Raw genomic sequence first — 14,669 nt, forward strand, 5'->3', positions numbered from 1 at the left:
GAGGACCACGGTGAAAGCCCGGCGGAGCGGGCTGCACGAGGACCGGGCCTCCGCCCGGCGCGGCTCGCGGCCCCGGTCACCCGGCCGACGCGGTGCCCGCGCCGGCCGGGTGACCGGACCGGTGCAGCACCACATATCCCTCACGGTCGAAGACGACCTCGTAACCCATCGTCTTCAACTCCTCCACCCGCTCCCGCTGCCGGTCCACCGACCCCCACGGGTAGGCGCCCCTGGCCGTGTCCGCGACGATCCACTGGGCGACCGGCGGCCGGTCGTTCCACAGCAGCACGGTCGTCCGGGCCGACAGGTGCGGCCCCACGTGGTTGACCGCCTCGACGGCCACCCCGCTGGGCACCATCCCGACCGCCTGACCGGCCGCGACCACGTCCGGATGGCTCTCATAGAACTCGGGCCTGATCAGTTGGTCGAACGGGAAGCGCGGCACGAGCGTGAGCGCGATCACGCACACCCCGGCCGCCCAGGCCAGGGCGCCGGCACGGGGATCGGGCCACGCTCTGCGGACCCACCGCAGCAGCCGGGCCGTACCGTCGACGCCCGCGCACAGCAGGACGGCCACGGTGAAGGCGCTGTGGTGGAAGTCGACACCCCACCAGATGGCGCGGTCGGAGAGCATGCGTTCCAGGATCTGCGGCAGCGCCATCAGCGTCAGCGGTGAGAACAGGCAGGTCAGCAGCGCGGGCCAGAGCAGGAACGCCCATGTGTCGATCTTCATCTGGGGGCTGACGAGCATCTTCAGCACGCGCAGCGGATCGCTCAGGGCCGTGGCCAGCACCTCGGGAACGTCCTTGCCCAGCTCGTCGTAGGCCCAGTAGAGCCCGGGATCGCCGCCGACCGCCGGGATCAGGACCCCCCGGGCGAGGCCCGTGTAGAAGATGCCGAGCCCGAGGTAGGCGAGCCCGTCGAGCCGCCGTCCGCGCGCCACCAGCAGGCAGCAGCCGAACCCGGCGACCATGAGACCGGCGTCCTCCTTCACCAGCAGGAAGGCGACGGCCGCCACCGCGGCGGCGACACGCCTGCCCGCGTGGAACCGTTCGATGACCAGGGCGGTGAGCACGGGCGCGAACGCGACCTCGTGGAAGTCGAAGTTGACCGCCTGCGCCACCGGCCAGGACAGGGCGTACGCGACGGCGACGAAGTAGGCGGGCGCCGTGCCGAGCACGCGCCGGGTGAACACCCAGATCGGCGGGATGGCCAGCGCGAACAGCACGGCCTGGGCCACGATCAGCGTCTCTGGACCGTCGTGCAGCCAGTAGAACGGGGCGAGCACCGCGAGGATCGGCGAGAAGTGCTCGCCGAGCTGGACGAAGTCCACCCCCACCCCGAGGTCCACTCCGCGCAGCGGGCTGGTCGGCGCGCCGAGCGTGGCGAACCCGCGGATCGTCTGATCGAACAGGGTGAGGTCGAGGCTGGTCGCCCGGTACAGACAGAAGCGGACGAGCCCGAGCAGCGTGTAGACCCCGGTCGCCGCCACGGTGATCGCGGCAACCCCGACGACGTGCCGGTCCAGCCGCCGTCTCGTCTTCGCCGTCGTCCGCACGAAGCCGGCCGGCCCAGGCGATCCGTCCTGCCCGGTGGATCCGTCCGGCTCGATGGGTTTGCCCGGTCCGGTCGATCCGTCCGGCTCCGGGCTCGAAGGCTCTGAGGGCGCCGTACGCGGCTGCTCCGTCACGGGTCTCCCCCAGTCACAAGGTGCCCAGTCACAAGGTGCCCAGTCACAAGGTGCCCAGTCGCGAGATGCCCCGGCCCGAAGTGACTCGGTCCGTAGTGTCTCGGTCCCGTCGCTCCTTGGGGCGCCTCGCGAGTCCTCAGGCGCGGCCCGCGCCCAGCACGTCGCCCACCGCGCCCTCGGCGGAAGGGACGACGGGCGCCGACGGCCCGTCGGACGTGCGCGGAGCGGCACCGGCGCGATCGGGAGTCAGGCGGCCCAGCGTGATCGTACCGCCGATCAGCGCACCGGCGGCCAGCAGCGCCGGGATCACGTTTCCCGTGCCGGTCGGCAGGGACTCCCCCAGCAGTACGGCTCCCGCGGTGACCGACGCGATGGGATCGATCACCTGGACACCGGCGTAGGCGATGCCGAAGTAGCCCACGGCGTACGACTTCTGCAGCAGCACGATGGCGCAGACCAGCAGCGCCGGGACCACCAGTGTGAACCAGTGCAGCAGACGGCTCAGGTCCCCGCCGAGCCCGCCCCCGACGACCCGGACGAACGTGGAGACGGTCCCGGTGACCGAGCCCGCGCCGATCGCCATGAACAGCGCCTTCAGCGAACCGCGGGCCCATCGGGCCGCCAGGAACGTGACGGCGACCACGAGTCCGATGCATCCGATCAGCCCCAGGGCGGCCATGTCCGACAGCACGGGGGTCGAGTTGTGCGCGGGGACCAGCAGCATCAGGCCGAGCAGACCGGCGGCCACCGCGATCGAGCCGGCGATCTCGGCCCGCCTGGGCCTCCTGCCGTACAGCAGCGCGGCGAACGGCACCGCGAAGACGAGTGTCATGACGCTCACCGGCTGGACGACGACGAGCGGCGCCAGGCTCAGCGCCACCGCGTGCAGGCAGGCCCCGGCGAAGCCGATGGCGCCGCCGATCCACCAGCGTCTTCGCTTCATCAGCATGAGCGTGGCACCGTCTCTGACGGCCTCGAACTGCTGTATGGCGGCGCCCAGCGCGTATCCCAGCGCCCCGGCGAGGGCGATCACCACTCCCACCCCGATCATCGGCGCCGGCCGGTTTCCGCGGAAGAAGTCACCGACCAAGCTTAGGTCTCCAGCGAAGCGGGCCGACGCCGTGAACGATCGAGAACGCCCGGGACGGAGGCACCGGAGGTGTCGCCGGGGCTCCCCGCCGGAACACCGGCGTGATGATGGCACCATGAACCGGGCAGGCGGAGTCGGTGAGACGGAACCAGCCGGGCGGTTCGGACGTTGAAGCGAGTGCCCCCGCCCGGCACGGCGAGTGCCGTCCCGGCGGAGCGACCGAGCGAGCGGCGGGGCGGAGATTGGCGGGAGGCATGGCATGGCTCGGGTGACCGGTTGGATCAGACGCCTCCTCGACAAACCGGGGAGCGTCGACCTGGCGCCGTTCCAGCGGATCGTCGCGGAGGCCGGAGGGCTCGAGCCGGGGCTGCGCGATCAGGCCGAGATCGGCCTCGGCGACACGGCCCGCGCGGCCGGGAACCGGCCCGGCGCCGACTGGGTCGGCGGCGCCGAGTTCTGCGCCGTCGTGCGCGAGACGGCCCGCCGCACGCTCGGCCAGCGCCCGTTCGACGTGCAGCTCGTCGGCATGCTCGCGATGCTGAACGGCCATGTCGTGCAGATGGCGACCGGCGAGGGCAAGACGCTGGTGGGCGCGCTGACCGCGGCCGGGTACGCGCTGCGCGGCAGGCGGGTGCACGTGGTCTCGGTCAACGACTACCTCGCCCGTCGTGACGCCGAGTGGATGGCCCCGTTGTACGGCGCGCTGGGCCTGACCGTCGGCTGGATCGCCGAGGGATCGACGCCCGAGGAGCGCCGGGCCGCCTACGCCTGCGACGTCACCTACGCGGCGGTGAGCGAGCTCGGCTTCGACGTGCTGCGCGACCGGGTGCGCACCGACCCGGCCGACCTGGTCGTACCGGCCCCGCAGGTCGCGGTCGTCGACGAGGGCGACTCCGTGCTGGTGGACGAGGCGCGGGTGCCGCTGGTGCTGGCGGGCGCCGCCGATCCGGGGGTGGCCCTGCCGGAGATGGCCGCGCTGGCCCGGCGGCTGTCGAAGGGGTACCACTACACGATCGACGAGGAGGGCCGCAACGTCTTCCTGACGCCCAAGGGCACCGACACCGTGGAGAAGGCGCTCGGCGTCGACCTCTACGCCGACCCCGGCGTCGTCACCCAGGTGAACCTCGCCCTGCACGCCCACGCCCTGCTGACCCGGGACGTGGACTACATCGTCAGGGACGGGCGGGTGCAGCTCATCAACACCACGCGCGGCCGGGTCGCGATGCTGCAGCGGTGGCCGGACGGTCTGCAGGCGGCGGTGGAGGCCAAGGAGAAGCTCACCCCCTCCGAGAGCGGGGAGATCCTCGACTCGCTCACGATCCAATCCCTGATCCGGCGTTATCCCGAAATATGCGGCATGACGGGTACGGCGCTCGCGGTCGCCGACCAGCTCCGCGAGTTCTACGACCTGCGGGTCGCCGTCGTCCCGCCCAACAAGACGTGCATCCGGGTCGACGAGCCCGACCGGATCTTCGCGACGGCGGAGGACAAGGAGTCGGCGCTGCTGAAGGAGATAGCGGACCAGCACGTCACCGGCAGGCCCATCCTGGTCGGCACGCTCGACATCGCCGAGTCAGAGCGCCTCGCCGAGGCCCTGCGCGCCAAGGGGCTCGATCCCGTGGTGCTCAACGCCAAGAACGACGCGAAGGAGGCCGAGGTGATCTCCCGCGCCGGAGCCCGGGGGGCGATCACCGTCTCCACCCAGATGGCCGGACGTGGTACGGACATCCGCCTCGGCGGCGACGAGGCGGCCGAGCGCGAGCGGGAGGTGGCCGAGCTCGGCGGTCTCTACGTCATCGGCACGGGCCGGCACGAGAGCAGCCGGCTCGACGACCAGCTCCGCGGCCGCGCCGGACGGCAGGGCGACCCCGGGGGCTCGGTGTTCTTCGTGAGCGGGCAGGACGCCCTGCTCACCGCCTACGCGCCGGAGGAGCGGCTGCCCCCGGCAGAAGCGGACGGCGTGGTACGCGACAAATACGCGGCCCATCTCGTCGCGCACGCCCAGCGGGTGGCCGAGGGGGTCAACCTCGAGATCCACCGCAACACGTGGCGCTACACCCGACTGCTGGAGCAGCAGCGCGCGCAGCTCATGGAGCGCCGGGACGAGATCCTGCACGGCGACATGGCGGCCCGGGCGTTGCTGACCGCCTGCCCGGAGCGTTATCGGGAGCTCACCGAGGCCGTGGGAGAGGACCGGGTGCGGCGGGCCGCCCGGCAGATCGTGCTGTTCCACCTCGATCGCTGCTGGACCGAGCACCTCAGCTTCCTGTCGGACCTCCGTGAGGGCATCCATCTGCGGGCGCTCGGCCGGTTGAACCCACTCGACGAGTTCAACCGGGAGGCCGTCCCCGCCTACCGCGCCATGCTCGACGAGATCGAACGACGCTCCGTCGAGACCTTCGAGAAGGCCGACCTCACTCGGGACCTGGACGATCAAGGCCTGAGACGGCCCAGCGCCACCTGGACCTATCTCGTCCAGGACAACCCGTTCGGCTCTGAGTGGGACCGTGTGCTCAGCCGGGTCGCCGGCGCCATGAAGCGCCGCAAACGCTGAGCAGCGGCGGCTCTCAGCCCCTGCCGCCCCCGCTCACTGTGACGAGCGTCCGGGCGGACGGCGGAACAGCGTCTTCACCCCGATGGCGGCGAGCGCGCCGACGAACACCGCGGCGGAGACCTCCGGCGTGGCGGCGGGGGTGGGACACGGCGGCGGCGAGTCGTCCACGACCCGGTAGGCGCCGGTCGAGAACGGCTTCGGGGCGCCCTTCTTGCCGAGGCCCTGCCCCCACTCGGTGATGACGTACTCGACGGGGATGTGTCCCATGCCGCCGACGCCGTCGACGGTGTACGACCGGGTGTTCCACGTGCCGCCCGTCAGCTCGGCGAACGTCTTCCCGTCGAGGTCGAGCATGATGCCCTTGCTCGACGGCACTCCAGGCCCGCGGTCTCCGACGAAGAACTCGGCCTTCTTCCCCTGGTAGACGACGTAGCCCTTGGTGCCCATCGGCCAGCTCGGACTGGCCGCGAGACCTTTCTGCATCGGAAGGCCTGACGCGGGGGCGCCTGTGTCGCCGTTGATGCCGGAGCCGTCGTCCCAGAAGTACGAGGCCGTCGTGCTGCCCTTGTACAGCACCTGCATGCCGTTCTCGACGGGGCAGGTGACGTCTTTGCTGGAAATTGGGGATCTCCTGACTGGTCACGGATGGGTAATCCGGACACTAGGCCAGTATCGCGACGTTCCACCACACTTCGGGACAAAATTTTACCTTGACCCGAGATTGCCCCGATCCGCGGTGAGCATGGACATCCAGCCGATCGGAGTCCCGATGCCTGCTTGCCATGGGGAAACGGCAGATCTCCGTCGAGATCCGTTGTGCTTGCCGACACGGGGACGAGTGGATGGACGAAGTGCGAATGACCCGCTCGGGTCCGGTCATAGGTACCCAGAAGAACCGAAGACAGGTGCCGCCGTAGACCGCGACCGGCGAGAACCGGCACGGAACGGACCGAATGATCAGAGGGAAGCGATGGGAGTCGAGACCATGGTCGCGGCAGACGTGATGAGCCGCACTCTCGTCACCGTCGAGCCGGACGAATCACCGCTGTTGGCCTGGGAGCTCATGCGACGGGCGGGCGTCCATCATCTGCCGGTCGTGGACGACGAATCCCGGATCGTCGGTGTGCTCGGGCGGGAGGACCTGTCCTCCCATTGGTCGGGCGGCCCGGCGGAGCAGTGCCGGGTGCGGGTCAGGGAGCTCCTCCCCGACCGTCCGGGGCCGCGTGCGGCGCCGGACTCGCCGCTCGGCGAGGTCGTCGCCCAGATGGTCGACATGGAGGCCGGCGCCGTTCCGGTGATCGGCCCCGGAGGCCTCCTGGAGGGATTGATCACCGCGCGGGACGTCCTGATGGCGGTCGCCGGGCGTGTCCCGCACCGAGAGGACGCCGACGTCAAGGGCGGGCTGTTCCGCCTTGAGCCGGTGCTGCCGCCTCACCCGTGAGCGAAGCCCCGGCAGGCTGGAGGGCCGGTCGAGTCATCGCCGCCCGGGGTCGGCGAGGAAGCGTGGCGCAGGACGGCAACGGAGGGAACGGAGCGAGCGAGACCGCATGCCGGGCCCCGCCGGACGGGGCCTGACAGCGGACCGGAGCCTCCTCGCGCCGCCGGGCCGTTCTAACCGCGGCTGACCCGGCGTCCGGTGACCTCGACGGGCGAGATCCTGATGTACAGCTCCCGCTCGCCGCCCGCCCACGTCTCCAGGCCGGTGGCGGCCGCCGCCGCGCGCTCCTCCTCGTCGGTGACATGGTGCGCGCCGCCGCGTACGAGCACGCTCCACCCCTCCCGGTTCGCCTCGTCTATCCGGTCAACCTCGAAGGCGACCTTGAACTCGGCGCCCTCGACCCCGGTGCGCAGATCGGTGTCGATGGACCCGCCGAGGGTCGTACGGAACAGGATCGTGCCGGCGTCCAGCGTGTAGTTGACCGGCAGGATCACCGGCCCGGTCGGGCTGTCGAACGCCACCCGGCCCACACCGCCCGGCGCGACGAGTTCCAGGCATTCGTCCTTGTCCAGCCATTCCAGCCGGGGCCTGCCGGAGTCGGCGTCCCTTGACATGGGTACCTCCCGATGATCGCCGCCGATTCGGGCTGTCTTCGTCTTCCCTGCGCATGCCCGATCCAGGCACGATCATCACACATCGTTCGGAGGGAACCCAATGGAAGTGCTCAGCAGCCGGATGCTCCTGCGCCCGGCAGACCCTGACGCCAGCCGCTCGTTCTACCGCGACATGCTCGGGCTGGCGGTGTACCGCGAGTTCGGCCCGGCCGACGACCCCGGCGTGGTGTTCTTCCTCGGACAGGGGTTCCTCGAGATCTCCGGACGCTCGGACGGCTCACGCGGGGCCCATCTCCAGATCTGGCTCCAGGTCCGGGACGTCGAGGCGGAACATCGCCGGCTGGTCGCGGCCGGGGTTCCCGTACGGCGCCCGCCCAGGACAGAGCCCTGGGGGCTGATCGAGATGTGGATCGAGGACCCGGACGGAACACCGATCGTGCTCGTCCAGATCCCCGAAGATCATCCGCTCAGGCGGGACCACCGCACCATCGACATCTGAGCACGACATCCGAGCACGGCATCCGAGCACGGGCGGAGTCCGATCACCGGTGTTCGGCACGGGCCGAGGCGTTCGGCGCATAGGGTCATAATCCTCTGGTGACCCTAGACCCGAGGGAGTCGCCGCGATGAGGCGGACCAGACGGGTGTCGGCCGTCCTGGGCGGGTTTCAACATCCGGCTCAGATGACCGTGACGGCCTTCGGCATCGCCGTACTGCTCGGCACCGCCGCCCTGGCCCTGCCGTTCGCGACCGAGTCGGGTGAGTCGGCGGGCTGGCTCACCGCCCTGTTCACCGCCACCTCGTCGGTGTGCGTGACCGGCCTCGCCATCGTCGACCTGTCGGCGCACTGGTCGGTGTTCGGCAAGGTGGTGATCGGCCTGCTGATCCAGATCGGGGGGCTCGGCATCATGACCTTGGCCTCCCTGTTCACCGTGCTCGTCTCCGGCCGGCTGGGGTTGCGCGCCCGGCTGTTCGCCCAGGAGGAACGGAAGGCCTTCGGCATGGCGGACGTCCGGCGCCTGCTGCGGCGGGTCGTGCTGTTCAGTCTCGCGTCCGAGGCGATCGTGGCGACGATCCTCACGCTGCGCTTCGCCACCGGGTACGGCGAGCCGCTCGGCCGGGCCGCCTACCTCGGGGTCTTCCACGCCGTCTCCGCGTTCAACAACGCCGGGGTGTCCCTGTGGCCGGACAGCCTGATGCGGTTCGTGACCGATCCGTGGATCTGCCTCACGATCGCCGCCGCGGTGATCGTGGGCGGGCTCGGCTATCCGGTGGTGTTCGAACTGCTCCGCTGCTGGCGGCATCCGAGCAGATGGACGGTGTTGACCAGGATCACGCTGGCGGTTACCGCCGCGCTGCTGCCGCTGGGCACCCTGATCTTCCTCGGCACCGAGTGGAGCAATCCCCACACGCTGGGAGCCCTGGACGAGTCCGACCGGATGCTGGCCGGGTTCTTCACCGCCGTGATGCCGCGTTCCGCGGGGTTCAACAGCCTGGACATCTCACAGATGTACCCGTCGAGCTGGCTGACCATGGACCTGCTGATGTTCATCGGCGGCGGCAGCGCGGGCACGGCGGGCGGCATCAAGGTCACCACGTTCGGCCTGCTGGCCTTCATCATCTGGTCCGAGCTTCGCGGGGAGACCCATGTCAACATCGGACACCGGCGGCTGCCCGAGTCGGCGCAGCGCCAGGCCGTCACGATCGCCGTGATCAGCGGGACCGTGATCGTGATCGCCACCTACATCCTGCTCGTGCTGACACCGCACAATCTGGAGCGGGTAATGTTCGAGGTCGTCTCGGCGTTCACCACGTGCGGCCTGTCCACCGGCATCACCTCCGACATCGTCCCGGCGGGGCACGCGCTGCTCGTGCTGCTCATGTTCGTGGGCAGGATCGGGCCGCTGACCTTCGGCTCCGCGCTCGCGTTGAAGGAGCGGACCAGGCGTTACGAACTACCCGAGGAGCGGATCATCGTTGGCTGACAGGACAAGCGAGCCGATCGTCGTGGTCGGACTCGGCCGTTTCGGCACGTCACTCGCACTGGAGCTCACCCGGCGCGGCACCGAGGTGCTCGCCATCGACCGCCGGCCCAAGGTCGTGCAGAACCTGGCCGGGCACATCACCCACGTGGTCACGGCCGACTCCACCGACATCGAGGCGCTGCGCCAACTCGGCGTGCCCGACTTCTACCGGGCCGTGGTGGCCATCGGCGGCGACCTGGAGGCGAGCATTCTGACCGCCTCGCTGATGGTGGAACTGGAGATCGACGACATCTGGGCGAAGGCGGTCAGCCGTCAGCACGGCCAGATCCTCAGCAGGATCGGCGTCCACCACGTGGTCTTCCCCGAGCACGACATGGGCGAGCGCGTCGCGCACATGGTCAGCGGCAGGATGCTCGACTACGTCGAGGTCGACGAGAACTTCGCCCTCGTCAAAACCCATCCGCCGAAGGAGTACGTGGGTGTCCCGCTGGGCGAGTCGAATCTGCGCCGCAAACACGGCGTGACGGTCGTCGCGGTCAAGGCCCCGGGCGAGGAGTTCACCTACGCCACCGCCGACACCGAGCTCGGCTACGGCGACGTCATCATCGTCTCCGGCCGGACGGAACAGGTGGAAAGGTTCGCCGAACTGCCCTGAATCCGATCCTCCCTCCGGACTCCGCGGTGGACGGCAACGCGACCATCCCGGCCGGGTGCGCCGGCGCGGGCATGCCCTTCGAGACACGATGGACAGCACACGATGGACAGTGCCGAAGATCGCGAATGGCCACGGCGCGATCGGCACCCTGAAGATCAGGCCGTGGAGAACCCTATCGGCCAGGCCGACACGCTCCATCACCCGGGGTCGTAGAGGATGATCCCCCCGGGGTAACGTCATCGCCGCGAGCCGTCTAATAGACCAGCGGATGCACTGATCACCGGTAGATCACCGACGGCTCGGCCGCCCCGGTCGGCCATGGAGAGACACGTGAAGAGAGCAGAAATCCTCGTCAGGAGGCGGGTGTGATCGAAACCATTCTCCCCGGCTGCGTGGTGGCGGCCGATCTCTTCCATGACCCGCCGGATGCCACGCTCTTCCCGGAGGAGGAGAAGGTCATCGAGCGCGCGGTCGACAAGCGTCGCAGGGAGTTCACCACCGCGCGGTTCTGCGTCCGTACGGCACTGGGCAGGCTGGGCCTGCCCCCCTTCCCCATCCTTCCCGGGCCTCGCGGCGCACCCCAGTGGCCGCAGGGGGTGGTCGGCAGCATCACGCACTGCGAAGGCTATCGGGGCGCGGTCCTGGGTTCCTCGGCCGAGGTGTCGACCATCGGCATCGACGCGGAACCGAACGGACCCATCCCCGGCGGCACGCTGGAGGCGATCTCGCTCCCGGAGGAGCGGTCCGAGCTAGGCCGCCTGAGCTCCCGGCATCCGCACGTGCACTGGGACAGACTGCTCTTCAGCGCCAAGGAATCGGTGTACAAGGCGTGGTTCCCGCTGACCGGCCGATGGCTCGATTTCCACGAGGCCTCAATTGCCTTCGACCCGTCATCGAACACTTTCTCGGCCCGATTGCTGGTTCCCGGCCCCCGGGTGAACGGCACACAGCTCGGCTCTTTTTCCGGTCGATGGATGGTCGACCAGGGGCTCATTCTCACCGCCATCGTCATCGGTCGGCAAGGGCACTGATTCTGAAATAGCCGCCGGCTCGGGAGTTGGCCGCTGCCGAGCCGGCCGGCGCACACACGGCACGCCCTTCCCGACGCACGTCTCTCCCCAGCACACGCAACCGCCTGCCCCTCCGGCGCACGCCTTTCGGCACACGCGCCCTCCGGCGCGGCGCCTGCCGGGCCCGCCGCGCTCCGCCGCCACCGCCGCCTCCTCCTCCCCGGCCGCCGCTCCTGTGCGACCATCGCTCCCGTCACGGCAGCGCGACCGCCGTTCCACCGGGCGGGACGACTGTGAGCCACCCCACAGCCCTCCCGGGTAGACACGCGGCATATTTTTCTCATAAATATTAGAGAAAATCACCGCAGTAGGAAGCAGGCACTATGGCGCAGACAAAACTGCTGGTCAGCGCGGTCGCATTCGCGGTCTCGCTCGCCGTGCCACTATGGACCGTCTCTGTCGGTCAGTCCGTACCGGCCGCCGGCGGGGACACGCCCGCGGCCACTTCGAGCTCAGCGGAAATGGACATGAGCTCGCATGACATGCCGGAAGCGGACGACGGCACCATCGACTGGAAGACCATGGACCAGATGATGGCCAAGCGCGACAAGTCGTTCCCCGCGCCGACCAAGGGCGAGGGCGCCCAGCCGCTGGAGCCGAAGGTACTGGCCGACGGCACCAAGGAGTTCGAGCTCACCACCAAGGTGGTCGAATGGGAGGTCGAGCCCGGTAAGACCGTCGAGGCATGGACCTACAACGGGGCCGTGCCCGGCCCGACGCTGCACGTGGACGTGGGCGACAAGGTCCGGATCGTATTACGGAACGAACTGCCGGAATCGACCGTCATCCACTGGCACGGGCTGATCATCCCCAACGCGATGGACGGCGTCGCCAACGTCACACAGGACCCGGTCCCGCCGGGTGAGTCCTTCACCTACGCCTTCACCGCCCAGGAGCAGATGGTCGGGTGGTACCACTCCCACCACGACGGCACCAAGCAGGTCACGAACGGACTGTTCGGGACCATCCTCATCGGCGAGGTGCCCCTGCCGGACGAGGCCAAGGGGGCGAAGATCAGCCAGGAGATCCCGATGCTGATCCAGGATGCCGGGACCATCGGAATGACGATCAACGGCAAGTCCTTCCCGGCCACCAAGCCGGTGCGCACCAAGGTCGGCGACTGGATCGAGGTGCACTACATCAACGCCGGCACCATGGCCCACCCGATGCACCTGCACGGCATGCCGATGCTGGTCATCGCGAAGGACGGCTACCCCCTGCCCGAACCGTACAAGGCGGACACCGTGAACGTCGCTCCGGGAGAGCGTTACACGGTGCTCATACACACCATCGACCCCGGCAAGTGGGCCTGGCACTGCCACATCTTCCCCCACTCCGAGGGAGCCCAGGGCATGTTCGGCATCTTCACCGAACTGCTCGTGGCCTGACGGGAGAGTTCCCGCCACCCCCCGGGCGGGAGCGGCCCTGACGACCGTCCCCGCTCCTCCACCCCCTCCCCGCATCACATCCATCCTGCGGGGACATCGAGCAACGGAGTTTCAACCGTGCCAGTGAACGCCTCGGACCCGCCACGCCCTCGCGGCAGGTGGTCCCTCGAAACCTTCACCGACTATCTCCCCACGGTCGGCGGCGCCACAGCCCTCGGCCTCCTCGTCGGAATCCTTCTCATCGGAGCCAGCGTCTTCGGCGGCGGCCATCTGCACTCGGCGACCGCCTCCATCGACCACGGCGCCGATCACAACGCCGCCGCCGGAGCACCCGTCAGCGTCGACATCGAACTCGGGGACCTGTTCATCAAGCCGTCCTCGATCACCGTCCCGGCCGGCTCACCGGTCGTCGTCCACGTCGTCAACAACGGGAACATGCAGCACTCGCTGTCGCTGGAAGGCCGGGAGGAGCCGCTGCTCGACCCCGGCAAGTCCACCACCCTGAACTGGGGGCCGTTCACCGAGTCCACCCAGGCGTGGTGCCAGGTCGCCGGCCACAAGGAAGCCGGGATGCTGCTCACCATCAACGTGACCGGCGGTGCCGCCGCCCCGGCCGCCGATACGGCCGCGCCGGCGGCGGACACCGCGGGCGACGACGCCGCGAAGATCGACCCCGCGGCGAAGCCCGGGCCGGACTGGCAGCCGTTCGACCCCGAACTGCGTCCGGCCGAGGGCGGCACAGAACACAATGTGACCTTCCACGTCAAGGAGTTGGAGCGCGAGGTCGCCCCCGGAGTCCGGCAGTTGCAGTGGACCTACAACGGACAGGCCCCGGGCCCGATCCTGCGCGGCAGGGTCGGAGACGTCTTCAAGGTCACCCTGGTGAACGACGGCTCGATGGAGCACTCCATCGACTTCCACGCCTCCAAGGTCTCTCCCAACGTCGAGATGCGCACGCTGAAGCCGGGCGAGTCTCTCGTCTACGAGTTCAAGGCCAGGTTCTCCGGCATCTTCACCTATCACTGCGGCGCCGAACCGATGATCTATCACATGGGCAACGGAATGTTCGGCGCCGTGGTCATAGACCCGCCGAAGCTGCCGAAGGTCGACAGGGAATTCGTCTTCGTCCAGTCCGAGCTCAATCTCGGCCCGCAGGGCAAGACCGGGGATCTGCAGAAGATGATGAGCGGTGAGAACGACGCTGTCGTGTTCAACGGCTACTTGAACCAGTACGTCTACTCCCCGATCAAGATCAAGCAGGGTGAGCGCATCCGCGTCTGGGTCGACAACGCCGCCATCAACCAGAACGTCGCCTTCCACGTGGTGGGCAGCATCTTCGACACGGTGTGGAAGGAGGGCGCCTACCGGCTCACGCCCGACATGGACACCAAGGGCGGCTCGCAGACCCTCGATCTACAGCCGACCCAGGGCGGCTTCGTGGAGTTCACGCTCGACGCGCCCGGGGCGTACACGTTCGTCAACCACAAGATGATGAACCTCGCCCGCGGAGCGGCGGGCGTGTTCCAGGTCGAGGCCGGCGACAAGGGAGAGGGGTCCGACCGATGAGCTCCGCGATGACGGCCACCACCGGCGCCGACGTCACCGTCACTCCCGCCCCGGCCACGGGCCCGATCGTACTGGGCATCGCCTCCGGCGCCTCGGCGCTCGCCGGCCTCGCCCACTACGCGGCGATACCCGCGCACCGGGCCGAGTGGCCCGCTGCCGCACTCCTGTTCACGGTCGTCGGCGCCTTCCAGGTCCTGTGGCCCGTGCTCGTCCGCGTTCACCCGCGACGCGCGCTGTGGTGGACGGCTCTGGCGGTCAACGTCGGCCTGCTCGCGTTGTGGACGCTCAGCCGGACGACCGGCATGCCGTTCGGGCCGGAGGCCGGCGAGCCGGAACACATCGGAGTCCTCGACACGATCGCCTCGGCGTCCGAGCTGATCGTGGTGGCCGCGCTCCTGGTGAGGCCGCACCTGCTGTCCCGGGCCACGCGCCCGGCCGAGTCCCCCGCGGACTGAACCGTCGCACCCACCGGCGGGCCCCACCCGACCTACCGGGTCAGGCCCGTCGCGGCGTCGGCAGGGAATTCTCCTCTGTTGACCTGGGTGAAAATCGGATAACACTTGATGGCATGGCACGTTCTCAGCGCCCCCGACCTCAACTTCCACACACCGGCAGCACT

12 protein-coding genes and 1 pseudogene are annotated in these 14,669 nt (G+C 69.4%); 9 read left to right on the forward strand and 4 right to left on the reverse strand.

The features are described from left to right. Positions 1–76 precede the first annotated feature (76 nt). Both ACQP1K_RS21930 and ACQP1K_RS21935 read right to left on the reverse strand, forming a co-directional pair. The gene (locus ACQP1K_RS21930; RefSeq protein ID WP_433497581.1) at positions 77–1,690 is read right to left on the reverse strand and encodes a DUF2079 domain-containing protein; all 1,614 of its coding nucleotides are present in this window, start codon (positions 1,688–1,690) and stop codon (positions 77–79) included. Positions 1,691–1,826: 136 nt separating this feature from the next. Further along, positions 1,827–2,780, reverse strand: a complete 954-nt coding sequence (locus tag ACQP1K_RS21935; RefSeq protein ID WP_433497582.1) for a DMT family transporter — start codon at positions 2,778–2,780, stop codon at positions 1,827–1,829. Between the two features lie 259 nt (positions 2,781–3,039). Between ACQP1K_RS21935 and secA2 the strand changes: the two genes are divergently transcribed. Next, positions 3,040–5,334, forward strand: coding sequence for an accessory Sec system translocase SecA2 (gene secA2, locus ACQP1K_RS21940; RefSeq protein WP_433497583.1), 2,295 nt, complete (start codon positions 3,040–3,042; stop codon positions 5,332–5,334). Between the two features lie 186 nt (positions 5,335–5,520). Here the strand turns inward: secA2 and ACQP1K_RS21945 are convergent. Next, positions 5,521–5,916 (reverse strand): annotated as a pseudogene (locus ACQP1K_RS21945) (hypothetical protein); the annotation flags it as partial. A 388-nt stretch (positions 5,917–6,304) separates the two neighbouring features. Here ACQP1K_RS21945 and ACQP1K_RS21950 point away from each other — a divergent pair. After that, positions 6,305–6,775, forward strand: coding sequence for a CBS domain-containing protein (locus tag ACQP1K_RS21950; RefSeq protein ID WP_433497584.1), 471 nt, complete (start codon positions 6,305–6,307; stop codon positions 6,773–6,775). 170 nt (positions 6,776–6,945) lie between these two features. Here ACQP1K_RS21950 and ACQP1K_RS21955 read toward each other — a convergent pair whose 3' ends face one another. Beyond that, positions 6,946–7,386 carry a pyridoxamine 5'-phosphate oxidase family protein gene (locus tag ACQP1K_RS21955; protein ID WP_433497585.1) on the reverse strand — a complete coding sequence of 147 codons (441 nt, stop codon included), beginning with the start codon at positions 7,384–7,386 and terminating at the stop codon, positions 6,946–6,948. Positions 7,387–7,486: 100 nt separating this feature from the next. Here ACQP1K_RS21955 and ACQP1K_RS21960 point away from each other — a divergent pair, with 100 nt between their 5' ends. From ACQP1K_RS21960 to ACQP1K_RS21990, 7 genes are all read left to right on the forward strand, one after another. Beyond that, positions 7,487–7,885, forward strand: coding sequence for a VOC family protein (locus ACQP1K_RS21960; RefSeq protein ID WP_433497586.1), 399 nt, complete (start codon positions 7,487–7,489; stop codon positions 7,883–7,885). 127 nt (positions 7,886–8,012) lie between these two features. After that, entirely contained in the window at positions 8,013–9,371 is a 1,359-nt protein-coding gene (locus tag ACQP1K_RS21965) for a TrkH family potassium uptake protein (protein ID WP_433497587.1), read from the forward strand. Next, on the forward strand, positions 9,364–10,026 hold the full coding sequence (locus tag ACQP1K_RS21970; protein ID WP_433497588.1) for a potassium channel family protein: 663 nt from the start codon (positions 9,364–9,366) through the stop codon (positions 10,024–10,026). The genes ACQP1K_RS21965 and ACQP1K_RS21970 overlap by 8 nt, the downstream gene beginning before the upstream one ends. Before the next feature lie 365 nt (positions 10,027–10,391). Further along, positions 10,392–11,057: a 4'-phosphopantetheinyl transferase family protein gene (locus ACQP1K_RS21975; protein ID WP_433497589.1), complete on the forward strand. Its 666-nt coding sequence runs from the start codon at positions 10,392–10,394 to the stop codon at positions 11,055–11,057. 362 nt (positions 11,058–11,419) lie between these two features. Beyond that, the gene (locus ACQP1K_RS21980; RefSeq protein ID WP_433497590.1) at positions 11,420–12,484 is read left to right on the forward strand and encodes a multicopper oxidase family protein; all 1,065 of its coding nucleotides are present in this window, start codon (positions 11,420–11,422) and stop codon (positions 12,482–12,484) included. Positions 12,485–12,601: 117 nt separating this feature from the next. Next, positions 12,602–14,050 carry a multicopper oxidase domain-containing protein gene (locus tag ACQP1K_RS21985; RefSeq protein ID WP_433497591.1) on the forward strand — a complete coding sequence of 483 codons (1,449 nt, stop codon included), beginning with the start codon at positions 12,602–12,604 and terminating at the stop codon, positions 14,048–14,050. Continuing rightward, a complete protein-coding gene (locus tag ACQP1K_RS21990) occupies positions 14,047–14,505 on the forward strand; it encodes a hypothetical protein (RefSeq protein ID WP_433497592.1) in 459 nt (152 codons plus the stop codon). The genes ACQP1K_RS21985 and ACQP1K_RS21990 overlap by 4 nt, the downstream gene beginning before the upstream one ends. Positions 14,506–14,669 lie beyond the last annotated feature (164 nt).

Source organism: Sphaerimonospora sp. CA-214678 (genome assembly GCF_050942215.1).
Taxonomy (GTDB): Bacteria; Actinomycetota; Actinomycetes; order Streptosporangiales; family Streptosporangiaceae; genus Sphaerimonospora.